The sequence below is a fragment of the Bradyrhizobium ottawaense genome (assembly GCF_900099825.1).
GTDB classification, from domain to species: Bacteria; Pseudomonadota; Alphaproteobacteria; order Rhizobiales; family Xanthobacteraceae; genus Bradyrhizobium; species Bradyrhizobium ottawaense_A.
This window is the reverse complement of sequence record NZ_LT629693.1, coordinates 784,557-808,552: the sequence shown is the minus strand read 5'-3', so window position 1 is coordinate 808,552 and position 23,996 is coordinate 784,557. Positions and strand designations below refer to the sequence as shown.

The following is a 23,996-nucleotide window of genomic DNA, read 5'->3' as shown; positions in this document are numbered from 1 at the left end:
AGGAGGCGAAGGCGATGAAGTTCAGGTCCGTTCTGCTCGCACTGCTTGCTATCGGCGCGATGGGCGGGACGTTGGCACTTCTCTACGCCTGGGAATCGCCAATTCCTCCGGTTGATCCTCCGTCAGCCAGAACTCTGGATCCTGCCGCGACGCGTCGTGGAGCGAGTCTCGCGCTACTCGGAGACTGCACCACGTGTCATACGGCACCGGGCGGAGCGCCATACGCCGGAGGGCTTGCGATGCCGACGCCCTTCGGAACGATCTACTCCACCAACATCACGCCCGATCCCGAAACCGGCATCGGACGATGGTCGGAGCAGGCCTTCATTCGCGCCCTGCGGTCCGGAGTGGATCGTGAGGGCCGCCACCTTTACCCGGCGTTCCCATACGATCATTTCACGCGCGTGTCGGACGATGATGCGAAGGCATTGTATGCCTTCTTCATGTCGATCGATCCGGTCAAGGCGTCAGCGCCGCCAAATCAATTTCCGTTTCCTCTCAATGTTCGTCTGACGCTGGCCTTCTGGAAGCTTCTGTTTCTGCGTCAGGTGCGTTTTGTCATCGACCCTTCAAAGGATGAGAAGTGGAACAGGGGAAAGTATCTGGTCGATGGACTCGGGCATTGCAGCGCCTGCCATTCCCCTCGAAATCTGCTAGGAGCGGAAAAGACATCGGCCAGTTTCGAAGGAGGCGAAGCCGAGGGCTGGCGTGCCTATGCGCTCGGTCGAAGCTCGCAATCGCCCATCGCTTGGGACGTGGCTGCCCTCACGGACTATCTCGCGCGTGGCTCGCACCCCCAGCATGGGACGGCTCAGGGCCCCATGGCGAACGTGGTCGACAATCTGTCCTTGGTCGACCGCGCGGACGTAAGCGCAATGGCTTCCTATCTTGCGTCGCTCGGCAAGGGTGAAGGACGGAGCGATGTGAAGATACCGGACCCATCAGGTCCAGGACGTCTGCCGCAGGTGGCCGGCGTGCAGGCTGCCACGCCGTCTATCCCGTCCGATCCGGGCGGAGCGATCTACACCGCCGTTTGCGCGTCGTGCCACGAAGGCGACAGACCCTTGCCGCTGGGCGGCTTGAGGCTTGCTCTCTCCACCGCCGTTGCCGGCGAGACGCCCGCCAACCTGGTCAATCTTGTCGTGCGGGGAATACCGGCATCCGCCGGCGGCTCTGCGCGTCCGATCATGCCCGGCTTTGGCGATATTCTTGATGACCGGCAGATTTCCGATCTCACCAACTATCTGCGCACCGAGTTTGCCGGGAAAAAGCCGTGGGATGGGATAGCCAAAGCGGTCGCGCAAGCAAGAGGCAATCCGTGAGTCGGACTGGACAACAAAGGGCAGAAGGTTCGGTGAAGCACCATGACAACGCTGACCGTTAACGGCGAGAGCCGATCCATCAAGGCGAGCCCAGACACTCCACTGCTCTACGTTCTCAGGGACGAACTCGGGCTGAATTCCGCAAAATATGGTTGTGGGCTCGGTCAATGCGGAGCTTGCACCGTCATCGTCGATGGCAAGGCCATTTTCTCCTGCATAATGCCGGTGATGGTGTTGGAGGGACGGACGATCACCACGCTCGAAGGACTTGGGAGTCTGGACGCGCCTGGCCCGATGCAGCGCGCTTTCATCGCCGAGCAAGCGGCACAATGCGGCTATTGTATTCCCGGCATGATGATGCGTGCCCAGGCGCTGCTGAATCGCGACCCGCACGCCCCCGATGAGTCGATCAGGGCCGAACTTCAGCCTCATCTCTGCCGATGCGGAACACACATGCGAATTTTGCGTGCGATCCGGCGTGCCGCGGAAGAGATGAAGCCGAAGACTGCCGATGCGAGGACAGGACGATGATGCGTGGTGTCTCGCGGCGCAGCGTGTTGGCGGGCGCCGGCGCGCTCATCGTCGCCTTCCGGCTTTCCGGGGCGCATGGACAAACCGAAACGGGAACTGGTGGAGCACCCTCGAAGCCGGTCTTCCGGGAAGTCTCGACGACACGCCAAGCATCGACGCCTGGATTCGCCTCGACGCATCGGGGGCCGTTACGATTCTCACCGGAAAGGCCGAACTTGGCCAGGGTCTCAAGACGGCGCTGCTCCAGGTCGCGGCCGAGGAACTCAAGGTTCCGCTAGATCGGCTATCGCTGGTCACGGCAGACACCGCACGGACGCCCAATGAGGGATACACGGCCGCAAGCCACTCGATGCAGGACTCCGGCACGGCAATTCGACACGCGGCGGCGCAGGCGCGCGAGATACTTATCGAAGAGGCCGCTCGCAGGCTCGGCGTGTCCGCCACCTCACTACAGGTCCGCAACGGCGACGTATTCGGCCCTAATCGCATGCGACTTGGTTACGGCGAATTGGTTCGCGACCAACTATTGTCGGTGGACGCGAAGCAGAACGCGCGTTTGACCTTGCCCGCAGACTTCACCGTGATGAACCAACCCGTGCAGCGGATCGACATTCCGGCCAAGGTGACAGGGGGAAGCGCCTACGTTCAAGATCTGCGGCTCGATGGGATGCTGCACGGTCGCGTTGTTCGCCCGCCGAGTTACGGAGCTACATTGCGAGACTGTGACATCGCTCAGGTCGAGCGGATAAGCGGTATCGTCAAGGTCGTTCAGGACAACAACTTTCTAGGCGTGCTTGCAGACCAAGAATGGATAGCCATCCAAGGCATGCGAACGCTCGCAGCGACTACGACCTGGATCGAGCAGCAAGCCCTTCCGGACAGCGCGGACCTGCCGTCAGTTCTGACGAACCTGCCTTCCCGAGACACGACGATTCACGACAGCGGTAATCCGGGAAAATCGGGTATTCTGGTCGATGGGACCTTCAGCAGACCCTATCTGACACACGGGTCCATCGGGCCGTCCTGTGCCGTTGCGCAATTCCGCGAGGGCAGACTCACCGTTTGGACCCATACGCAAGGCGTGTTTTTCCTCCGCGATGCGATCGCCGACATGCTGTGGATGCCGCCCGAGAATGTTCGCTGCATCCATGCGGAGGGCGCCGGCTGCTATGGACATAATGGCGCCGACGACGCGGCAGCCGACGCGGCGATGCTCGCGGTCGCGATGCCCGGTCGGCCGGTCAGGGTCCAACTGATGCGTGAACAAGAGCACGCCTGGGATCCATTCGGGCCCGGCATGGTGGTCAAGCTCAGGGCGACGGTCGGACTGGACGGTGCCATTGCGGATTGGCACCACGAGGTTTGGAGCCAGTCGCACATGATGCGGCCTGGGCCCCCTGGGACGCTGGTCGCCGCCCGACTGAAATCCTTTGCCTTCCCGCCTGCGCCGCCCGTCGCACTGGCCCAGCCTGAAGGCGGCGGCGATCGGAATGCCATTCCGCTCTATGCGATCCCGAACTGCAAGGTAATTAATCACTTTCTGCCCGACATGCCGTTGCGAGGATCCTCCATGCGTTCCCTGGGCGGGTACCTCAACGTCCTTGCCATCGAGAGCGTCCTCGACGAATTGGCGGCGCGATCGGGTCAAGACCCGGTCGCGTTTCGGCTTCGGCACACCGTCGATCCCCGCGCGCGCGAAGTCATCGAAGCGGCAGCATCGCGCTTCGGTTGGGCAGCTCGGGTCAAGCGTTCGGCGAGCACCGGATTCGGTTTCGGCTTTGCGCGTTACAAGAACCTCGAGGCCTGGTGCGCGGTGGCCATCGAGATCGAGCTTCCACGCCAAAGCGGCGGCGTTCGCGTCCGGCGCGTCGTGGCGGCAGTGGACACCGGGCAGGTTGTTAACCCGGATGGTATCCGCAATCAGATTGAAGGCGGGATTTTGCAGTCGATGAGCTGGACGCTTTTCGAACGGGTGACGTTCGACCGTACCCGTGTCACATCGGTGGATTGGTCAGCCTATCCGATCATGCGGTTTGACAGCGTGCCGGAGTCGGTTGAAGTCCATCTGATAGATCGGCCCGGCGATGCCTTCTATGGTGTCGCTGAGGCCGCGCAGGGGCCGACGGGAGCCGCGATCGCCAACGCGATCAGGGATGCAACGGGCGTTCGGATGTATGAGCTTCCGTTCACGGCGGCCCGCATCAAGAGAGCGGCTGGGCTTTGATCGGAAGGGAATCGGAGGAGGTTCGCGAAGTCGTCGCTGTGCAGCGCGCCAATGCATCCACGGTATCCTCTCCGCTTTTTGGAGGCGCCTGCTGTGGCCAGCGGGTCTAGACTGCTGCTTTGGCCGGTAGAATCGAGCAAACGCCGCTGAGGAACGTCGCCACCTTTGCGTCGATGATCGAATTGACATCCGTTTCGAGGGACATCGAGTATATGAATTGACGGACCCCAAGATAGAAGATCGCCGCGTGAAGCCCCCATACCATTTCGATTTCGAGAACGGTAATCGGGAGTTCGCGGGTTGAGGGGCGTCCGTACTCGACCCTGATCTCCTCGATTACCTTTTCGAAAGCGCGCTCGCGCAGCATTTTGAGATAGCGGGCATTCAATCCGAGATCCTTCAGACCCGCGAACATGAACAGACGGATCCACTCGTAGGTGAGAATAACCTCGGCGTATTCGCGATAGAAATGGACCAACCTCGCCTTCAGGGGCACCGAGCGATCGGTGATGATTTTTTCCCAGGATGGCTTCCAGCGCCCGACGAACACTTCCTGATAGACCCGCTCGATGAGAGCTTCCTTGCTCGGAAAGTAGCGATAGAGCAGGGGCTGGGTAATGCCCAGCCGCTTTGCGAGCTCGCGGGTCTGCCCCTCGAATCCGTGCTCGGCGAAAAACGAGACGGCCTCCCGCGCGATAATGGCTTCCCGCTCGGACGGGTCCAGCCTCTGCTGCTCTCGGATCGGCGTTCGGAGACGCGCTCTGCTGGGCTGCTTCACACCTGATTCGTCAGTTTGAGTGCAATTCTGCACCTTCATACACCGATTTGCCGACGTAGCCGATCAAGGACGCTGCCATCACATTTTGTTTATCAAGTGATAAATAGGCGTTGACACGGGTCGGTGGCGTATCGATAATTGATCAATCGATAAATAACGATTCCACGCTGCACCACCACCAACCGAAGGGAGGTTGCTCATGGGTAACGATCGCCGGAGGCGCCAGCCGCAGCCGAAAGCACTCGTGATCGGTGGGTCCATGGCCGGACTGTTCGCTGCATTGCTGTTGCGGCGGGAAGGCTGGAGCGTCGATGTGTACGAGCGTATCGGCGCCGAACTGGCAGGGCGTGGCGCGGGCATCGTCACCCATCGCGAGTTGTTCGAGGTATTGAGCAGGGCCGGCATCGATTCCGCAGCCGCGGCCGTTGGCGTGGTCGTCCCGGGGCGCCGCGTGCTGGACCGGAGCGGTCGTATTGGGGGCGAGCTTGAGTTGCGGCAGGTCCTCACTTCGTGGGGACGCCTTTACGGGCTTCTGAAGGCAGCGCTCCCGGCGGAACACTATCATCACGGCAAGAACCTGGTGGACGTCACGGAGCTTGACGATCGCGTGGTGGCGCGATTCTCCGATGGTTCTGAGGTCTCGGGAGATCTGCTGATCGGCGCGGACGGCATATTCTCGTGCGTCAGGGCACAGCTTGCGGCCAATGTCCGTCCTGCGTACGCCGGCTACGTCGCCTGGCGGGGCCTCGTCAATGAGCGGGACCTATCGCCGCGGACGCGCGCAGAATTGTGCGATTGGTTCGCCTTCAGCCTCCCTCCCGGGGAGCAGATGCTCGGGTATCCCGTCGCCGGAGCCAACGAAGAGATGGAAGTCGGCGAGCGCCGTTTCAATTTTGTTTGGTACCGCCCGGCCGATGCCGACCATGGGTTGGCAGATCTCCTGACGGACATCGACGGCGTCCGGCACGAATTGTCGATTCCGCCGACCAGGATTCGATCCGACGTGATCGCCTCAATGCGCCAGGACGCGGAGAGATTGCTTGCACCGCAATTTGCCGAGGTCGTTCGCCTCACGGCACAGCCGTTCATACAGGCCATTCTGGATCTCGAGACGCCAGGTATGGCGCTCGGATCCCGAACGGTGATCCTGGGCGACGCTGCGTTCGTGGCCAGGCCTCACGTCGGAATGGGAGTGACAAAGGCGGCGGCCGATGCGGCTGCTCTGGTCGATGCATTGCGAGCCCATCCGGCCGATCTGCCCGCGGCGCTCGCCAACTTCGAGTCGAGCCGAATTCCGTTTGGAGCCGCGGTCGTCCGTCGTGCCAGGGATCTCGGTGCATACATGCAGGCGCAAATCGCCACTGCCGAAGAACGGGCAATGGCGGAGCGGCATCGCAGCCCCGAGGCGGTGATGGCCGAGACGGCCGTCGCGACGGGCATCGCCGCCTAACCGAATTCAAAAAAGGGAGGACAGAAAACAATGGACCTGCAATCCATCCAGGACCATCCCGCGTTCAGACAGCTTGCGAGCGAACGCACACGCCTTGGCGTTGGCATGTCGATCGTCATGGCTGCCACGTACTTCGCTTACATCCTGACCGTCGCATTCTGGCCCCGGCTCCTCGGGCATCCACTGTGGGATGGCACCGTGATCACCTGGGGCGTGTTGATCGGCATCGGTCTGATCGCGCTCGGTTTCCTTCTTACGGCCGTCTATGTCCGGCGCGCCAATTCCCGTTTCGATCGGCTCAGTCAGCTTCTTATGGAGGAATTTCGATGATTTCGCGCTCGGCTTGTCTGGCCTTGTTCGCAACCGCATTCGTCCTGCTGTCCAAACCTGCAGCGGCCGACGCGCTGACTTCCGCGGTCGGCACGCGGCAATCGTTGAACGCAACGGCGATCGCCATGTTCCTCGGCTTCGTCGCAATCAGTCTTGCCATCACATTGTGGGCTGCGAGACGGGGTACGAGCACAGCCAAGGACTTCTATACCGCCGGCGGCGGTCTCAAGGGCGTCCAGAACGGGCTTGCTATCGCCGGCGATTACACGTCGGCGGCGACCTTCCTGGGTGTCACGGCGCTTGTCTATACCTCGGGCTACGACGGCATGATCTACGCGATCGGCTTTCTCGTCGGCTTCCCGATGATCCTGTTCCTGATTGCCGAGCCGTTGCGCAATCTCGGCCGCTACACGTTCGCAGACGTGGTGGCGTATCGGCTGTCCGAGATCCCGGTGAGGGCGGTCGCCGGAGTGAACACCCTCGTAATTGTGGTCTTCTATCTGATCGCTCAGCTGGTCGGGGCCGGCAAGCTGATCCAGTTGTTGTTCGGGCTTCCCTACATCTACGCCGTCGGCATCGTAGGTGGGTTGATGATGGTCTATGTGACCTTTGGCGGCATGCTCGCGACGACCTGGGTGCAGATCATCAAAGCCGTGCTGCTGATGTCAGGTTCGGTGCTGATGTCGATCCTGATTCTCGGGCACTTCGGCTTCAGTCTGGAGGCCCTGTTCCGAGAGGCGGTCACCCTGCACCCGAAGGCCGACGCGATCATGGCCCCCGGCGGACTTGTCAAGGATCCGATATCGGCGATCTCGCTCGGATTGGCCCTGATCTTCGGTACGGCCGGGCTGCCACACATCCTCATGCGCTTCTTCACCGTGAGCGATGCTCGTCAGGCGCGCACGTCGGTGCTGGTGGCGACGGGGTTCATCTCCATCTTCTACAGTCTGCTGTTCGTGCTGGGCTTCGGCGCCATCGCGATCGTTTCGGCGAACCCCCAGTTTCGGGATGCGTCGGGTGGACTGCTTGGGGGCGTCAACATGGTGGCCCTGCATCTGGCGGACGCCGTTGGCGGGTCGCTACTGCTCGGGTTCATCTCCGCGGTGGCGTTCGCGACCATTCTCGCCGTCGTATCAGGGTTGACGCTCGCGGGCGCCTCGGCCGCAAGCCATGATCTTTATGCTCGCGTGATCCGCAAGGGTCGAGCGAGCGAACGGCAGGAAGTGCTGGTGTCGAAGGCCGCGGCGGTCGCAATCAGCCTGCTTTCGATGGGCTTGGGAGTCGTGTTCGAGAACCAGAATATCGCATTCATGGTCGGACTCGTCTTCGCGATCGCCGCGAGCGCGAACTTCCCGGTGATACTCCTGTCGATCGTCTGGCCTGACCTCACGACACGAGGCGCCGTGAGCGGGTCGATCGCCGGCCTGCTGGCTTCAGTGGGACTGGTCGCGCTCAGTCCGGGAGTTTGGACCGCCACGTTGAAGCTCGGGCCTGCACCGTTCCCTTACGACAATCCGGCCCTGGTCTCGGTGCCGTTGGCTTTTGCGATTTCATGGGCGGTGTCGGTGCTGGACCGCAGTACGGCGGCCGCTTCGGTCCGCGCATCGTTCGGCGCTCAGCACGTTCGCGCCCAGACGGGGTTAGGCGTCGAATGACGCCTCGCCGATAACTCACCTCAAGGAGACACGACAGTGAACGCTAATGTGACGGAAAAGGGCAGGGCCGCCTGGCCCGAATTAATTCGCAAGGAGTTCGAGGCCAATCAGTACAATGGACGTGTCGGTACGCGGCTATTGTCCGAAACCAAACGGGTTCGCGTCTGGGAAATTCGACTTGCGCCGGGCGAGCGCATTGGATTCCATCGTCACGTGCTGGATTACTTTTGGACCGCGGTGACGCCGGGTCGGGCGCGATCCCACGCCGAGAATGGGACGATTGTCGAAGCCGTCTATTCGGCCGGCGAGACCCGGCACTTCGTCTATGGAAAGGGCGAACACAAAATCCACGATCTCGAAAACGTTGGCGATGCCGACTTGTGGTTTACCACGGTTGAGTTCCTCGACAGCTCCAATGCGCCTTTGGAACTTGGAGATGGGCGTCATGACGTCGCCTCTTCCGAACGGGGACGGCTCCCGAACGAAGCCTGACTGCAGCTGAGCCATGATCCTGCCGCACATACCCCGGAGCCGTCGAAGCTTCAAGGCCGCTGCGGCCATTAGGCACCGTGGGCAGAATTGCCCAAGCAGCTGGAGGGAGGCTATGACCCTTCAGTCGACGTTACTCAAGGTCTTGGTCAGCCATCCGGATGGGTTCGCGACGTCGGGCAGGAATTAAGGACGACGTCGCAATCCTGGCGACCATTAGAGCGCCGGGCCACTTCGGAGCACGATCATCCCGAACGAGGATTGGCTAGCCGCTCGTGGTTCAAGCCGCTGGGTTGACAGTTATAGTCTCTCTTCGAGGTCCGGATCTCATCGGCTGAGACATTCGATCGTGGGATGAAGCTCCCTGTTCCCGAACAAAAATACCCTGCTCTGTACAAAGCTTTTCCCTGTTAGCTTACCTAGGGAATTATGCGAGAAACCGCTGCGGCGCCTCAATTTCCGACCCCGGAACCAGCTCTTAGACTCGAAATCGCGGCTTTCCCTGTAAAATTCCCTGTTAGCAGGGAATGCGCCCAGAGACGGGTGCGATCACCACTGCGTCGCCAGGGTGGGAGTCTAGGTCGAACTACGACATCCCATTGATGGGATAGCGACGACGTTAGATATCGTTGGCTAGAACTAGCTTAAACTTCCCCATGATGGATTGGACCGAGAGTTTAAGTTTTTCAAATAGTTAGAAGGCGGCGTGTGCACGATGTGTGCACCGGGAGATCAAAGAAAATCTAGCGACATCTAATGTGAGTAGGCTGAACAGCACGCGCTGCAGTGCCGGCTGTGGATTAGGTGTTTCGAGAGGATGTGCTCGAGTTCGGCAAACCAGAAACTGGCGAAGCCGACGTTGCCGAGTCCCCAATTCGCGGATTGAACGGCTCCTTCTGGCGCGAAGCTGCCGTTCACGGGCATGTCTGCTCTTGGGATAAGAACGGGACATGCCACTCTGGGGGATGAGGTCGCCTACGCGCGTTTTCCCATCGGCCCCACGTTTCCATCACTCCGCGGCACCAGAGACACAACTGCCGCCCGTGCGAGGTCTTCCAAGGCGGTCGCAATGTATTTCGCGTAGTGCCGCTCGATCATTGTGACTGAGGTGTTGTGCAGTTTGGCGACCTGTTGGATGGGCAAGCCCTTTCGGAGACCGCGCACGATGCTCGAGTGCCGCAAAGCATAGGGAATCACCTCCGGCATACCGGCGCGCTCGCGAATGGCCTTCCAGGGACGTGCAAGTTCGGCTCTTTTCCACGGACCGCGTTCAGACTTCTTCCAGGCGATACCCCTCGGCTCCTGTTCATGGATCCATCGCTCGAAAAGAGGGGCATCGCTTGGCCGCCCTGCGATTGCGCGCAAAAGCACCGCACTTACATCGTCGCCCACTGGGACCGGGTCTGAGCCGCTATTGCCGCCGCGCCCCTTGTAGGAGCCCGGCACCATCAGACGCCGTGCAGAAACCTGAACGTCGCCTATACGCATTCGCCTGACCTGGGCATACCGCGCGCCGGTCGCGGCCAGACATACGACGATCCGATATAGATCGCCATCAAATCCTTGCTCCTGATCGACTTCGCACGCAGTTGAAGGATGCCGCCAACCTCCTCATCCGCGAGAATCTGATTATCCCGAGCAACCGACACATCATCATCATCATCGATCCGCTCGGCTTTGAAGCCGGCCTTCACAATCGCGAGGAACGTCGGGTTTAGTTTCTTCCGATCTGCGGAAAGCCGCGGCCACGCGGCATTTAGCGCGGCCTTGAGGTCATTCACGAACCGCTGTTTGGTCGTGACCTTTAAGTCCTCCGGCAAAGCATCACGCCACGTTATCAAGTCGTCTTCTTTCAAGGCATGCAGATGCACCGATGCGAGAGCAGCAGGTTCCACAGCCTCCTGATTGCCGCGCTTTTCTTGAACGCGCGCTACGGCGGTTCAGTGATGTATCGAAGAGACCAACCGCACGAGCATGGGGACGTAAAATGGTTGGATCTAGCGGCTACTGCTCTTTGTAACTCGAAACTTCAAATCATCCAGTTTCGCGAGAATGGATTTCAGGAGCGGCGATGTGTTCGCCTCGTTATAGCCGATGACCAGGTCGACCGTTGGCGGCGTCCCGCGTATCGGTCGGCTGACGACGGTTTTCGGCAACAGATTTTGCGAATAGAGCGGAAGCAGGCCGATGCCTCCGGTGGACGCCACCAGCGAAATCCCCATTGCCAGGTTCTCGGCCTGATGGTCGGGTTTCACGCCGATAGGCTTGAGGTAATCGTTGATCGCAGCCCATGTGGTCGGTGCCCGGACCGGGGACACTCCGATAAATGTCTGGCTCGCGATGTCCTGCGGGCGAATCGAACTCCGGGCAGCCAAAGCGTGGTCGCGCGGCATCAGGACGATCAGCGGGTCCTTTCGCAACAGCCTGAATTTCAGGCCGGGTGCCTGTTTCTCCGGACGCATGAAGGCGAGGTCGATCTTTCCGCAAATCAGACCTGCCGCGAGATCCGGCGAGTCCTGGCTGTGGATGACGACTTCCGTGCTCGGCAATTCGGCGCGCAGGATTTCCATCACGGCCGGAAGCCAATCCATCTCGTAGCCGGTGAGGAAGCCGATCGCAAACAATTTCCGCGGCGGTTGCGCCGCTCGCCGCGCCGCCTCGGTAGCTGCCTCCGCCTGGGTAAGCGCCAGCCGTGCATGGTCGAGAAAGGCGCGACCGGCGGCAGTCAATTCGATGCCGTGCACGCTTCGTATCATCAGCTGAACGCCGACCTCGTATTCGAGATCGCGAATTTGCCGGCTCAGCGAAGGCTGCGCGGTGTGCAACCGTTTTTCAGCCGCGAGCGTCAGGCTGCCCTCTTCGGCGACCGCGATAAAATAACGAAGGTGTCGTAGTTCCATCTCGGCTTCCATATCTCTCAGGCATGCCCATCAACTTATAAAGTCTTTGGCGAGGACACCAGCGGTTCCTACTTGCCTGATCACAGAAGTGCCCTCGGGAGACACCTGTAGGGGCTTGTAGGCTTCCCGGCTACGCCGTGAACTCGTTCATCAGAAGACCTCAGCGACACCTGCTACACTTGTCGCGATGGGCCCATAAGCCGACATAGACCCTACAAGGCTCACAGGGTTTGCACTCGAAGGTTCCTTGCGACGTTCATCCGCGATTTGCACGCCGGCTGGTCGCGAGGACCTGCCGGTACCAATTTCTACGAAATCAGCTTCAAGGATAGATTCCACAGGCGTTCGGCGTTCTCCGGATCGAGCGAATGCATCGCAGCAATTTGCGTCTCGTATTCGATGACCTCGTCCGGCACAATTTGCGCGGGCTCATTCGGGCAGCCCCGCTTTCCGGAGCCCCTCCGTCAGCAACGTCGCGTTTGATTGCCCGCCCCGGGCGATCCACGAAGAGATTGTAAAGGCGGGATCAACCTCAAGGAGACACGCCGCTGCCTCACGCGCCTCGGCGTCACGTCCGAGATGGGCGAAGGCGGACGCGAGACAGCGGTATGGTTCCGGATAGACGGGGTTCTGACGTTGGGCTTTCTTCCCTGCGACGATAGCCTCGTCAAAGCGGAAAAGCTCGATGAAGGCATACCCCATCCCGACAAACGAATGGTGTAGCGCCGGGTCTACTGGGCTCATGCGAATGGCACGTTCAAAGCTCCGGACCGCTTCATCGGGCAGCCCCGCATTTCTAAAGACCCAGCCTCTTCCGTTCCATGCCCGAAATGAATTTGGGTTAAGCGCGACGGCCCGGTCAACCATTTCGATCTCAGTTTCACAATCGCCGACCATGAACGCCGAGATCAAGCTAGCCCATGTCAACGTGTCTGGATCATCATCGTCGACGCCCAATGCCAAGCGCAGAAGCCGAACTGCTTCCTTGCGGTCGAATTGAGCATTAACAGCGTAGCCCCAAAGGACGTTGTTCATGTGACAGATACCTGCCAGAGCGGCGACCAACCCGAACCGAGGGTCCAGCTCCAAAGCGCGGTGAGCTAGCCGGATCGCCTCGGCCAAACCTTCGCGGGTCGATATGTAATACTGCTGCATAGCACGGAGATAGAAATCATAGGCGGTGAGGTTCTCTGGTCGTCGCCGCGTCGCCATTGCAGTTTCTGTTTGAAGCAACTTTGGCTGAATAGCCGAAACAGCGGCGGCCGTGACTTCATCCTGGAGAGCAAAAATGTCCGTCAGGTCTCGTTCGAACCTGTCCGCCCAGATATGCGCGCCGGTCACGGCATCAATCAACTGCCCTGTGATGCGAACTTTCCTCGACGCCTTGCGTACAGACCCCTCAAGGACATAGCGCACGCCAAGCTGGCGTCCGACCTCCTTGATATCGACGGCTCTGCCCTTGAAAGTGAAACTCGAATTGCGAGCGATCACGAACAACGATTTAAACCGCGAAAGCGCTATGGTGATCTCCTCAACCATTCCGTCCGCAAAATACTCCTGCTCGGGATCGCCGCTCAGGTTCTCGAACGGCAATACGGCGATCGAGGGCTTGTCCGGGAGCGCGAGCGCGGGCGTTGACGATTCAAAGCGGCTTTCTGGAACGGACTCGGTACCGGAAGGCCGATTCGTTTCACGCACCGCGCCAACAAAACGAAAGCCTTTGCGTGGCAGTGTTTTGATAAGACGTTGTTCTTCGCCGGAATCGCCGATCACGCCTCGGGCAGCGTTTAGACGGGTCGTCAACGCCGCATCAGATACGATACGTCCCTTCCATATTGCGCTCACGAGGTCGTCTTTGCTGACGACGCGCTCCTTGTTGCGGATCAAGTAATCGAGCAGATCGAAAACCTGTGGCGTTGTCGGGACCACGTCGGTCCCGCGTTGTAGTTCGCGCCGGTCGGTGTCGAGAGCGTAATTCTCGAAGAAATAGCGCACGCTACCGCCCCTAGGGTTGGCCGCAGATCGCCTGAGGGCACTCCTGCACGGAAAAAGTAAGCCGCCTGCAAGGAAAATGTAAGCCGTATGTCAAGCAAGCCTTCCGATGTTTTGTCAGGCTGCCCTCTTCGGCGACCGCGATAAAATAGCGAAGGTGCCGCAGTTCCATCTCGCCTTCCATATCTCTCAGGCATGTCCACCAACTTATAAAGTCTTTGGCGCGGACACCAGCGGTTCCTACTTGCCTAATCACGGAAGTGCCCTCGGGAGACACCTGTAGGGGCTTATAGGCTTCCCGGCGGGACAATCCATGCTCCGCCGGCAGGAAACATGAATGAGGAACCGGAACATGAGCACCCCAGTCGTATTGATCACCGGCGCCTTGACCGGCATCGGGCGCGCCGCCGCCGTCGCTTTCGCAAGGAAAGGCGCCAAGGTGATGGTTGCCGGTCGCCGTGATGAGGTCGGCAAGGAGCTGGTCAAGGAGCTTCGCTCATTGGGATCCGAGGCGGAGTTCATTAAAGCCGACGTCCGCAGGGAAGATGACGTTCGCGCCATGGTCGACAATACCGTCGCGCGGTTTGGCCGTATCGATGTCGCGGTGAACAACGCCGCAACCGAAGGCCAGGGCGGTCCGATCACGGATCAGACCGCGGAAAGCTTTGCCGCGACCTTCGAGACCAACGTTCTTGGCGTGGTCCTGAGCATGAAGCACGAAGTGCGCGCCATGCAGGCCCAGGGGAGCGGCAGCATCATCAACATCTCCTCGACGTACGGACACCGTGGCGCGGCTTTCGCCTCGATCTACGTCGGCGCCAAGCATGCTGTCGAAGGCATCACCAAGTCAGTGGCGCTCGAACTCGCCAAGTCGGGCATTCGCGTGAATGCCGTCGCGCCCGGGCCCACGGACACCGGCATGCTCACCCGCTTCACCGGTACGTCAGAGAACAAGGCTGCCTTGGTGAAGCAAGTTCCGCTTGATCGTCTCGGCCTCTCCGAGGAAGTCGCCGACGGCATCCTCTTTCTCGGGTCGGACGGAGCCAAGTGGATTACGGGCGAGATCCTCAACGTCGACGGCGGCATGACCGCTAGCTGATCCAGTCCGGGCGCGACTATTACGACCCACGCCCGATCGAAGCACAATACAAATCAAGTGGAGGGAGTCCAATGGCTAACGTGGTGAAGAAACACAGTATCTCTTCCGAGCTGGCCCAGAAAATGGTGGATCAAGCGGTGGCGAAAGCCAGAGAACTTGGCGTTAACGAGAATGTAGCGGTTCTCGATGACGGCGGTAATCTCAAGGCCTTTAGCCGGATGGATGGGGCCCCGATCCTTTCGATCGAGATTGCGCAGAACAAGGCTTATACGGCGCTGTTCGGCGTCTCCACGCAGGATTTTTTCAACTTCATCCAGGGCGACCCGTCGCTTTTGGCCGGCATCCCCACGCTTAGGCGTGTGGCGGCATACGGAGGAGGGTTTCCCATCAAGGTCGACGGAGAAATTGTCGGGGCGATCGGGGTGAGCGGGGCGCCCGCGGTGCAGAACGACGTTGATTGCGCGACAGCAGCCCTCGCGCTCTTACCGGGTGCCGTACCCACTGAGTAAAAAGGCCCGACCAAATGATTCACACTCACCAGACCGCGCCAACGCAGTTTATCGAGGCTAACGGTATCCGCTTTGCCTATCGCCGCTTTGGCAAGCTGGACGGCGTGCCGCTCGTCTTCAACCAGCACTTCACCGGCACCATGGACCATTGGGATCCGGCAGTGACCGACGGTTTCGCCAGGGAGCGCGAAGTCATCCTGTTCAACAACGCCGGTGTATCCAGTTCCTCCGGAGAGGTGCCCACCAGGATCGAGAAAATGGGCACTAACGCGGTGGCGTTCATCAAGGCGCTAAGACTGGCGAAAGTTGATGTGCTCGGGTTTTCGATAGGCGGCCTCGTCGCGCAGGAAATCGCCCTTCAGGCACCGGACCTCGTGAGGCGCCTAGTCTTGGTCGGCACCGGCCCGCGCGGCGGCGAAGGCATGGCCACGCTCACGCCAGAGGCGCAGGAAATCTTCGGCGCTACCTATGACGAGCCCGATCATCTCTGGCTTCGCGTGCATTTTACGAAGTCCGAGAAGAGCCAGGCTGCGGGCCGCGAATTCCTGAGGCGCTTCCGGCTACGCAGTAAGAACCGTGATCCCGAGGTCAACGAGAAAGTCGCGCCCGCCCAGATCGAGGCGATCGGCGAATGGGGCGCGCCGACGGAGAAGCCGTTCGAATATCTGAAGTCGATCCGCCAGCCGACGCTCGTCGTCAACGGTGGCAAGGATGTGATCATCTACTCCGTGAACTCGTTCATCCTGCAGCAGCACCTGCCTGACGCCCAGCTCATCCTCTATCCCGACGCCAATCACGGTTCTCAATACCAATATCCCGAGCGGTTCGTCCAGCACGTTTCCCTGTTCTTGTCCGAAGAGGAAGCGCAATGAAACTCTATCACTCCGCCTCCTCACCCAATTCGCGGCGCGTGCGCATATTCCTCGCCGAAAAGGGACTTTCGGTTCCCCTCGTCACAGTCGATCTTGGCAAAGGCGAACAACATTCCGATGCCTACCGCGCGATCAACCCGCGCCGCGTCGTGCCCACGCTGGTGCTGGAAGACGGCGCCGCCATAGGCGAAGTGCCAGCGATCTGGCGGTACATTGAAGAAGCCCATCCGGCCCCGCCTTTGCTTGGCGAGACGGCCAAGGAGAAGGCGCTGGTGGCGATGTGGGAGCGGCGTGCTGAACTGGAAGGCTTTGCCACGGTCATGGAAGCCGTCCGCAATGTCGCGCCCGGTCTCAAAGGCCGCGCGATCGCCGGACCTCATGATTACGAGCAGATTCCCGAACTGGCAGAGCGTAGCAAGCTCCGGTTGAAGAATTTCTTTGCCGACTTCGACGATCGATTGGGCGACGCTGCTTTCGTGGCTGGCGAGAGCTTCTCCGTCGCCGACATCACCGTACTGGTGACGGTGGATTTCGCCGCCAAGGCGATCAACCTTCCGGTTCCGGACAGGCACCGTTCGCTGAAGCGCTGGTACGAAGCCATTTCAAGCCGACCCGGTCTGGCTGCGTAGTCCGCTGCGGTCACCACGCAGGTATCGTCAGGAGAATGAAATGGGTCAGTCAAGGGAATCAAAGAACAAGGCGCTCGTCCTCGAGGCATTCGACACCTTGTTCAATAAACGAGACTACGCGGCCGCTGAACGCTTCTGGTCGTCCAACTACATTCAGCACAGCGCCCACATCGAGCCGGGCCGCGAGGGTCTCTTCAACCTCATCAAGGGTAGTCCGGCGTCCCTCAAATATGAGCCGGGCGTGATCGTGGCCGAAGATGACTTTGTCATCGTGCACGGGCGATTCTCTGGCACAGGACGCCCGAGAAACTGGATCGCCGCCGACGTCGTTCGCATCGCCGACGGGGTGTTGGCCGAACACTGGGACGTCCTCCAGGATGAGGCGGCTCAGGCGGAGTCGAAGAGCGGTCGGCCGATGTTCGGCGATCGCTTCGCCGATTGATCGGGGAAATCCCAACGACGGGTTCTGGATAGCCAGAAACCGTTCCAATTCAGAAGGATACAGATCATGACTGACAAGGCGATCAAGCTTCCGGGGCCCGACCATCCCATTTCGATCGAACCGAACCGGTCCCGCGTCGTGGTCAAAGTCGGCGGAAAAGTGATCGCCGACACAAGCGATGCATTGACGCTTCGCGAGGCGTCCTATCCGCCCGTTCAATACATTCCCCGTCGCGATGTCGATATGGCCGCGCTAACGCGTAGCGAACACACCACGTACTGCCCCTACAAGGGCGACGCTTCCTACTACAGCATTCCAGCGGGCGGCGATCGTTCACGCAACGCGGTGTGGACTTATGAGACGCCATTTGAAGCGATGGCGCAGATCAAGGACTACGTCGCGTTTTACCCGGACCGTGTCGACGAGATCGGTTAACCGGCGCTTGCCACCTGGCTTTGATGGCATGTCGATGCGCGCGGCGAGGAGTCGTTCGAAGTGAATTTTCGGCCCCGGTCTCACGCCGGGTGACTGAGAGGAGAAAGAACCGATGTCGAAGGCGAAGCGAACCGCACTTGTTACGGGTGCATCCGGCCTGGCCGGCGGCTACATGCTGGCTCACCTGCTTGAGCAGGGTGGCTGGGATATCGTTGCGGTTTCGCGCCGCAAGCCACTGATTCCCGGCGATTACAGGCATATCGCCGTAGATCTTCTCGATCCGGCGGATTGCCGGGCCAATCTCGGTCCGCTGACGAATATCTCGCACCTGTTCTATTTGGCCATCACCGAGCGGTCGGACCCCGGCGAGACGGTGTCGGCGAACGCCAACATGTTCTTCAACCTGGTCAAGACCGTCGAGGCCGCGTCACCCGTGCTCGAGCATATTCATCTCTCCCAGGGCACCAGGTGGTACGGAAATCACCTCGGTCCCTACAAAACTCCGACGAAAGAGGACGATCCGCGGCACATGCCGCCGAATTTCTATTACGACCAGCAAGACTTTCTCGAAGAATTCCAGAAGGGAAAGCGCTGGACCTGGTCGGTCGGGCGTCCGCACGCGGTCTGCGGATTCTCCACGGGAGGGCCGATGAACCTGACCCTGGCGATCGCGGTCTATGCCAATGTCTGCAAGGCATTGGGACTGCCGCTGAGCTTCCCGGGCAAACCGGGAGCCTATGCCGCACTTTACCAATGCACCGATGCCGCACTTCTGGCAAAGGCGGTCGAGTGGATGGCGACCGATCCGAAATGCGCCAATCAGGCCTTCAACATCACCAACAGTGATCTCATCAGGTGGCAGAACCTGTGGCCCAAGTTCGCCAATTTCTTTGGGATGGAATTGGCTTCGCCACGACACATCAACCTTGCGCGGTCCATGGCTGACAAGGGGCCGATCTGGGAAGCAATCGTCGAAAAGAACGGATTGCAGAAATTCCGCTTCGAAGAGATTGCGGCCTGGGGCTACCCGGACAACGTTTTCGCATCGGACTACGACATCGTCTCGGATACGAGCAAGGCCCGCCGTTTCGGATTCCACGACCTGGTGGACACTGAGGAGATGTTTCTTCGGATGTTTTCAGACTTTCGGCGTGAGCGGATCATTCCGTAACTTGCCGGGGATTTCGTAGCGTGCGCCAGAACCGCCTCATCACCTGCGACGGAAGCAATCGAAACGACGGTGGGTCGCCTTGGCCTCCGGCGTGGTGCGTTCCCAAGATTCCTCCCGCAATGCAGCCCGTTGTCAAAGGAAAATATCCATGACTGCACCCGTCGTCCTGATCACCGGCGCCTTGACCGGTATCGGCCGCGCCACGGCGCTGGCCTTCGCTCAAGAGGGCACCCGGATTGTCGTGTCCGGCCGTCGCGACGAGGCGGGACATGCCCTGACCCAGGAGCTCCGCAGCCTCGGCGTGGAAGTTGAATACATCCGCGCTGATGTTCGCCATGAAGACGACGTCCGCGACCTGATCGACAAGGCCGTGGTCCGGTTCGGCCGGCTCGATGTGGCTGTCAACAATGCCGGCACCGAAGGCAAACCCGGTCCGGTGACGGACCAGACCGCCGAAAGCTACGCGGCGACCTTCGACACCAATGTGCTCGGCGTGCTGCTTAGCATGAAGCATGAGATGCGCGTGATGCAGGCGCAAGGCGGCGGCAGCATTGTGAACCTCTCGTCCACCATGGGACATCGAGGCGCGCCAGGTGCGTCGCTCTACACCGCCAGCAAGCACGCGGTCGAGGGGCTGACGAAATCCGCCGCCCTCGAGGGTGCGGCATCAGGCATCCGCGTCAATGCGGTCGCGCCCGGTCCTGTCGAGACCGAAATGCTGCACCGGTTCACCGGCACCGCCGAGAGAAGGGCCGGACTGGTCGCCGGCGTGCCTCTCAAGCGTGCGGGCACGCCCGCGGAGATCGCCGATGCCATCGTGTTCGTCGCTTCCCGCAAGGCGTCGTTCATCACCGGCCAGATCATCAGCGTGAACGGCGGCAAAACCGCTTCCTAATTCCGAACAAGGCCGATCACAAACCTGGAAATGACCACGCGCGTCGCCGGCGCACAGCGCGGTTGCGTCCGGCGACCGGCCGAGCCTTTTTGCCGAACTGACAAGGACGAAAGCGATGTTCGAGGAATCGCCTGCCTTCGTTAACCGTACCGAAGCGGACCGGACTCAGCCTCCGGTGAGAGAGCGGTTCGTCCTCGGGCGTCGCGCGAGCCTGTTGGTTTCGGCGGGGGTGGTCAGTCATACGCTGTGGACAAGCGCGGCGCCTGCACTGACATACGGGCTTTATGCGGAGGAGTGGCATCTCTCTCATACGGTGACGGCGGGAATCTTCGCCATCTATCCCATCTGCGTCGTCGTCATGCTGGTCGGCTTCGGCGGTATTTCCGACCAGATCGGTCGCCGCGCGACCATGTTGGCCGGCCTCTTTGCGTCGCTGGTCGGTGCTCTGCTGTTTGCGGTTGCACCTGACGTGTGGTGGGTATTCGCGGGACGTGCCTTGATGGGCATCGGCGTCGGCCTGGCTGCGAGCCCCTCGACCGCCGCTATCTTGGAGTTCAGCAGTCCGGAATCTGCAAAGTACGCAGCCTCGGTCACGATGGGCGCGCAGGCTGCCGGCTTCGCCGCCGCTTTACTGCTCGGCGGCGCCTTGACGGAATATGGGCCATGGCCTACGCGCCTTTGCTTCTGGGTCCTTTCTCTCTTCCTCGTCATCCTTCTCACAGGAACATGGCTCTTGCCACATCATGCACCGGGCGGTGCCGGCCGCGACTGGCGCTCGCGGATGCCATCCGTTCCGAAGCGGGTACGTCGGATCTTCGCGATGTCATCGACCGCCATGGTAGCGGCCTATACATTCGGCGTTCTGGTCCTTTCGCTCGGCGGTCAAGTCGAGCATGACCTGATTGGTTCGCCAAATTCCTTTCTCAACAGCGCCGTCCTTTCACTCTTTCCCATCGTGATGGCCGCGATCGGGATCATCGCCCGGGCTCTCAGGCCCCTGATGGCACTGATGGTCGGCGCGCTCGTCTCTTGTCTGGGCATGGTGCTGCTCATGGTGGCGGTCAATTTCCGTGATCTGGTGATCTACTTGCTGGCCACCGCCGTTGCGGGAGGGGCGTACAGCCTGTTGTTTGTCGGCGGTCTGCAAGTGATCAGCGTGGCGGCGATCGAGCGCAACCGCGGCGGCGTGCTCTCCGCACTTTATCTCTTGGGCTACCTGTCGATGGGCGCGCTCGCCCTCGTACTAGGCGCTATCGCAACAACGCGCGGACTTGGGTTCGCTGTTGATCTTGGCGCTGCGGCGATCATCCTGATGAACGTCGCTACGCTTGTTCTCGCAATGATCACGCCGTCACAAGTGCTTGGGCCGCCAGTCGTCGGTGAGTTTGATGCGATCGGCAAGAAAGTCGAGGAAGACACGGATCCGAAGCGGCAGGAGCCCACTCTGCCCAAGATAGACAGCATGCAATTCGTCGATGTCGCCCGGATTGAACGCCTCGAGGACAGGGACGAGACGATTGGCGGCAATATCATCCCTGACTATGAACGAGGCCAACCGAACGAGGCCGACATTGTCGAGGGCGAGCGTCCGCAACGCATCGCCATCGCTGGCTTGGACATTTCCAGAGGGCGGTATCGTTCTCTGCACGCCCTCCTCGGACAAAGGCCAGCTCTTCACCGCTCGGGCATAGCAGAAGTCAAGACAATTATGCTGCGCCAGCTCATCAGGCGTCTTCGGGACGCCGTGTCGCGCAAAATAGCCCGGTGATCCCACGATCACCATCCGCGCGGCGCCAAGCTTCCGCGCAATAAGCCGGGAGCTTTTAAGCGGTCCGCTGCGCAGTGCAACGTCGGTTCGCTGTTCGATAAGATCGATCACCTGATCAGTCAGGGATATCTCCAGAGACAGCTTCGGATAGGCATCGAGAAAAGCGGGGACGATCGGCAACAGCAACGAACGCCCGACCGGCAGGTTAGCGCTCACCCTGATTTTTCCGCTCGGGACCTTGGATTTGGCGACGGATCGCTCGACCTCGTCCAGGTCGGCGAGCAGTCGTATGCTCCGGTCATAGAACAACCGACCTTCTGGCGTGAACTGAAGCCCCTTCGTCGAACGATTTACCAGCCGCGCCCCGAGCCTGGTCTCGAGACGGCCGACAAGCTTGCTGATCGCCGAGGGGGTCATGCGAAGCTCGCGCGCCGCGGCGGAAAATCCACCGAGCTCGAAAACTCGCGCAAAAACTTCCATCTCGCCGGAACGATTTACGTCCAACCGGGCCATTGTGATTTCATTTCACAAAGGATGTGCCAGACCAGAGTCTACTGCATGACTACCGGCGGGTCCACCTTCGCCAGATCAACGGACCTTCGAAGAGTGGACCATCATGAGCACGACCAAAGCGAAGCGAGCGGATAATGGCGGGGCGAAAGAACTCGACGTTCTTGTTGTGGGCGCGGGATTTGCTGGTGTTTACCTTCTTGACCGCCTGCGCGGTATGGGCATGTCGGTCCAAGCGATTGAGGCTGGGAGCGGCCTTGGAGGTGTCTGGTACTGGAATTGTTATCCAGGAGCGCGCGTCGATTCTCCCGGCCCGATGTATCAGTTTTCGCGCGAGGATCTGTGGCGAGATTGGAAGTTCACGGAGCTCTATCCTGCGTGGCCTGAAATCCGTGACTACTTCCACTATCTGGACGAGAAGCTCGACCTTAGCCGCGACATTCGCTTCAACGCGCGCGTCGAGGAGGCTGAGTTTGACGCGGCGAGCAATCGTTGGACGGTCCGTTCGAGCGACGGCTCCGTAATCCGGCCCCGTTACTTCGTGGTCTGCGTTGGTTTGGGTTCGAAGCCCTACACACCGAATCTGCCGGGCCTGAGCGACTTTGCCGGGGAACGACATCACACCGCGCTTTGGCCGCAGCAAGGTTTGGACTTGGCCGGCAAGCGGGTCGGGGTCATCGGCACAGGGGCAAGCGGCGTGCAGGTGGCTCAAGAAGCCGCCGCAGTGGCGGCCCAACTCACGGTCTTCCAGCGCACGCCTAATCTGGCTCTGCCGATGCGGCAGAAGAGGCTGGACGATGACACAATTCTTCGCATGAAGAAGGGATACCCGGTCGCCTACGAGAAGCGCAGAACGACGCTTGGAGGTTTCGACTACCAGTCTCTCGAGAAGGCCGCGTCGGAGGTATCCGCCGAGGAGCGGCAGGCGACGTTTGAGCGCGTTTGGGAGATCGGCGGCTTTGCGCCGTGGGTTGGCTCGTTCAATGACCTTCTTATCGACGAGCAGTCGAACCGCGCCGCCTACGATTTTTGGCGTGACAAGACGCGGGCTCGGATCAAGGATCCAGCCATTGCCGAGATCCTGGCGCCGACGGAGCCGATTCATCCCTATGGCGCCAAGCGGCCGTCGTTGGAGCAGAATTTCTTCGACATCTTCAATCAGTCCAACGTGAGCCTTGTCGATCTCCGCAACACGCCGATCGAGAAAGTGACCCGCAGTGGGATCAAGACTACAGCCGGCGAGTACGGACTAGATGTTCTGGTCCTGGCTACCGGGTTTGACGCGGTGACAGGTGGACTGACCAGCATCGATATCTGGGGCACGGACGGCAGGACTCTGAAGCAAAAGTGGGCGGACGGCGTTCGAGCCCATCTGGGAATGGCATCCGCCGGTTATCCCAATCTCCTTTTTGTCTATGGTCCGCACAGCCCGAACGCTTTCGCCAATGGACCGACTGCCGCGGAGCTTCAGGGCGAGTGGGTCGCCAAGATGCTGGACCATGTACGCGGACGCAACTGGGCGCAGTTCGAGGCGACGGTGCCGGCGGAGGAAGCGTGGCGTGCGAAAGTGTTTGAAGCGGTGGACGCCACTCTCATCCCCCGCGCCGACTCCTGGTGGGTCGGCGCGAACATACCCGGCAAGCGGCGAGAGATGCTGGCCTTTGCTGGCGGTCTCGGGACGTACATGGCGATATGCAACGAAAGCGCCGAGCGCGGGTATGAGGGATTTTCGATCGGCTGAATGTCTCTTCTGGTGTTGACCACCAGTTGAAGTCGCCGTCGGAAGCCGCAGCACGTTCAGGGGCACTCCGCGTTACGCTGACTTGCGAGACCGCACGTTGGCTCTTCATGACGTCGACCACCGACTGAAATTGATGGGCTGGGCCAGAATTTGGATGAGCTACCATCCAACGGCCATTGGTTGGTAGCCAAGACCGTAGGTTCCCACCTGCTAGAATGAAAACAGCTTGTAAATCAATGGGGATTGACTGACAC

General features: G+C 60.4%; 21 protein-coding genes and 2 pseudogenes. 17 read left to right on the top strand and 6 right to left on the bottom strand.

From position 1 onward, the window contains the following. Positions 1–239 precede the first annotated feature (239 nt). From BLR13_RS04040 to BLR13_RS04030, 3 genes and pseudogenes are all read left to right on the top strand, one after another. The gene (locus BLR13_RS04040) at positions 240–1,322 is read left to right on the top strand and encodes a c-type cytochrome (protein ID WP_349517087.1); all 1,083 of its coding nucleotides are present in this window, start codon (positions 240–242) and stop codon (positions 1,320–1,322) included. A 42-nt stretch (positions 1,323–1,364) separates the two neighbouring features. After that, complete coding sequence (locus BLR13_RS04035; protein WP_074827426.1) at positions 1,365–1,853, top strand: (2Fe-2S)-binding protein; 489 nt, start codon at positions 1,365–1,367, stop codon at positions 1,851–1,853. Further along, positions 1,850–4,077, top strand: a pseudogene (locus BLR13_RS04030) (molybdopterin cofactor-binding domain-containing protein). Before BLR13_RS04035 ends, BLR13_RS04030 begins: the two are co-directional and overlap by 4 nt. Positions 4,078–4,183: 106 nt before the next feature. On the opposite strand, the gene BLR13_RS04025 reads toward BLR13_RS04030, so the two are convergent. Then, positions 4,184–4,855, bottom strand: coding sequence for a TetR/AcrR family transcriptional regulator (locus tag BLR13_RS04025; RefSeq protein WP_074827427.1), 672 nt, complete (start codon positions 4,853–4,855; stop codon positions 4,184–4,186). 199 nt (positions 4,856–5,054) lie between these two features. On the opposite strand from BLR13_RS04025, the gene BLR13_RS04020 reads away from it, so the two are divergent. Genes BLR13_RS04020 through BLR13_RS04005 form a run of 4 tightly spaced genes read left to right on the top strand, consistent with a single transcriptional unit; the run spans position 5,055 to position 8,782 of the window. Continuing rightward, a complete protein-coding gene (locus BLR13_RS04020) occupies positions 5,055–6,305 on the top strand; it encodes an FAD binding domain-containing protein (RefSeq protein WP_074827429.1) in 1,251 nt (416 codons plus the stop codon). Positions 6,306–6,335: 30 nt separating this feature from the next. Then, positions 6,336–6,635: a DUF485 domain-containing protein gene (locus BLR13_RS04015; protein ID WP_074827431.1), complete on the top strand. Its 300-nt coding sequence runs from the start codon at positions 6,336–6,338 to the stop codon at positions 6,633–6,635. Continuing rightward, positions 6,632–8,290: a cation/acetate symporter ActP gene (actP, locus tag BLR13_RS04010; protein WP_074827433.1), complete on the top strand. Its 1,659-nt coding sequence runs from the start codon at positions 6,632–6,634 to the stop codon at positions 8,288–8,290. Before BLR13_RS04015 ends, actP begins: the two co-directional genes overlap by 4 nt. Positions 8,291–8,326: 36 nt before the next feature. Beyond that, entirely contained in the window at positions 8,327–8,782 is a 456-nt protein-coding gene (locus BLR13_RS04005; RefSeq protein ID WP_074827437.1) for a hypothetical protein, read from the top strand. Positions 8,783–9,754: 972 nt separating this feature from the next. Here the strand turns inward: BLR13_RS04005 and BLR13_RS41585 are convergent. The 4 genes from BLR13_RS41585 to BLR13_RS03990 all read right to left on the bottom strand — a co-directional run bounded on the left by BLR13_RS41585 (position 9,755) and on the right by BLR13_RS03990 (position 13,674). Continuing rightward, positions 9,755–10,267: a hypothetical protein gene (locus BLR13_RS41585; RefSeq protein ID WP_244525081.1), complete on the bottom strand. Its 513-nt coding sequence runs from the start codon at positions 10,265–10,267 to the stop codon at positions 9,755–9,757. After that, positions 10,258–10,674 carry a hypothetical protein gene (locus tag BLR13_RS41580; RefSeq protein WP_244525080.1) on the bottom strand — a complete coding sequence of 139 codons (417 nt, stop codon included), beginning with the start codon at positions 10,672–10,674 and terminating at the stop codon, positions 10,258–10,260. The genes BLR13_RS41585 and BLR13_RS41580 overlap by 10 nt, the downstream gene beginning before the upstream one ends. Before the next feature lie 102 nt (positions 10,675–10,776). Beyond that, positions 10,777–11,679, bottom strand: a complete 903-nt coding sequence (locus BLR13_RS03995) for a LysR family transcriptional regulator (protein ID WP_074831913.1) — start codon at positions 11,677–11,679, stop codon at positions 10,777–10,779. A gap of 429 nt (positions 11,680–12,108) precedes the next feature. Then, the gene (locus BLR13_RS03990) at positions 12,109–13,674 is read right to left on the bottom strand and encodes a winged helix-turn-helix domain-containing tetratricopeptide repeat protein (RefSeq protein ID WP_074827439.1); all 1,566 of its coding nucleotides are present in this window, start codon (positions 13,672–13,674) and stop codon (positions 12,109–12,111) included. Positions 13,675–14,023: 349 nt separating this feature from the next. On the opposite strand from BLR13_RS03990, the gene BLR13_RS03985 reads away from it, so the two are divergent. The 9 genes and pseudogenes from BLR13_RS03985 to BLR13_RS41575 form a co-directional block, all read left to right on the top strand. After that, on the top strand, positions 14,024–14,770 hold the full coding sequence (locus tag BLR13_RS03985; RefSeq protein ID WP_074827441.1) for an SDR family NAD(P)-dependent oxidoreductase: 747 nt from the start codon (positions 14,024–14,026) through the stop codon (positions 14,768–14,770). A 71-nt stretch (positions 14,771–14,841) separates the two neighbouring features. Continuing rightward, positions 14,842–15,279, top strand: coding sequence for a GlcG/HbpS family heme-binding protein (locus BLR13_RS03980; RefSeq protein WP_074827449.1), 438 nt, complete (start codon positions 14,842–14,844; stop codon positions 15,277–15,279). A gap of 104 nt (positions 15,280–15,383) precedes the next feature. Further along, positions 15,384–16,151, top strand: a complete 768-nt coding sequence (locus BLR13_RS03975; protein ID WP_197679519.1) for an alpha/beta fold hydrolase — start codon at positions 15,384–15,386, stop codon at positions 16,149–16,151. Continuing rightward, a complete protein-coding gene (locus tag BLR13_RS03970) occupies positions 16,148–16,780 on the top strand; it encodes a glutathione S-transferase family protein (protein ID WP_074827452.1) in 633 nt (210 codons plus the stop codon). The genes BLR13_RS03975 and BLR13_RS03970 overlap by 4 nt, the downstream gene beginning before the upstream one ends. Positions 16,781–16,820: 40 nt before the next feature. Continuing rightward, complete coding sequence (locus tag BLR13_RS03965; RefSeq protein ID WP_074827454.1) at positions 16,821–17,222, top strand: nuclear transport factor 2 family protein; 402 nt, start codon at positions 16,821–16,823, stop codon at positions 17,220–17,222. A 66-nt stretch (positions 17,223–17,288) separates the two neighbouring features. Then, positions 17,289–17,657 carry a DUF427 domain-containing protein gene (locus BLR13_RS03960; RefSeq protein ID WP_074827458.1) on the top strand — a complete coding sequence of 123 codons (369 nt, stop codon included), beginning with the start codon at positions 17,289–17,291 and terminating at the stop codon, positions 17,655–17,657. A 112-nt stretch (positions 17,658–17,769) separates the two neighbouring features. Next, a complete protein-coding gene (locus BLR13_RS03955) occupies positions 17,770–18,828 on the top strand; it encodes an SDR family oxidoreductase (protein WP_074827460.1) in 1,059 nt (352 codons plus the stop codon). A gap of 148 nt (positions 18,829–18,976) precedes the next feature. Then, complete coding sequence (locus tag BLR13_RS03950) at positions 18,977–19,723, top strand: SDR family NAD(P)-dependent oxidoreductase (RefSeq protein WP_074827462.1); 747 nt, start codon at positions 18,977–18,979, stop codon at positions 19,721–19,723. A 115-nt stretch (positions 19,724–19,838) separates the two neighbouring features. Beyond that, positions 19,839–20,939, top strand: a pseudogene (locus tag BLR13_RS41575) (MFS transporter); the annotation flags it as partial. A 135-nt stretch (positions 20,940–21,074) separates the two neighbouring features. Here BLR13_RS41575 and BLR13_RS03940 read toward each other — a convergent pair. Further along, a complete protein-coding gene (locus tag BLR13_RS03940) occupies positions 21,075–22,004 on the bottom strand; it encodes a LysR family transcriptional regulator (RefSeq protein ID WP_074831914.1) in 930 nt (309 codons plus the stop codon). Between the two features lie 103 nt (positions 22,005–22,107). Here BLR13_RS03940 and BLR13_RS03935 point away from each other — a divergent pair, with 103 nt between their 5' ends. Further along, positions 22,108–23,742, top strand: coding sequence for a flavin-containing monooxygenase (locus BLR13_RS03935; protein WP_074827467.1), 1,635 nt, complete (start codon positions 22,108–22,110; stop codon positions 23,740–23,742). Positions 23,743–23,996: the final 254 nt, after the last annotated feature.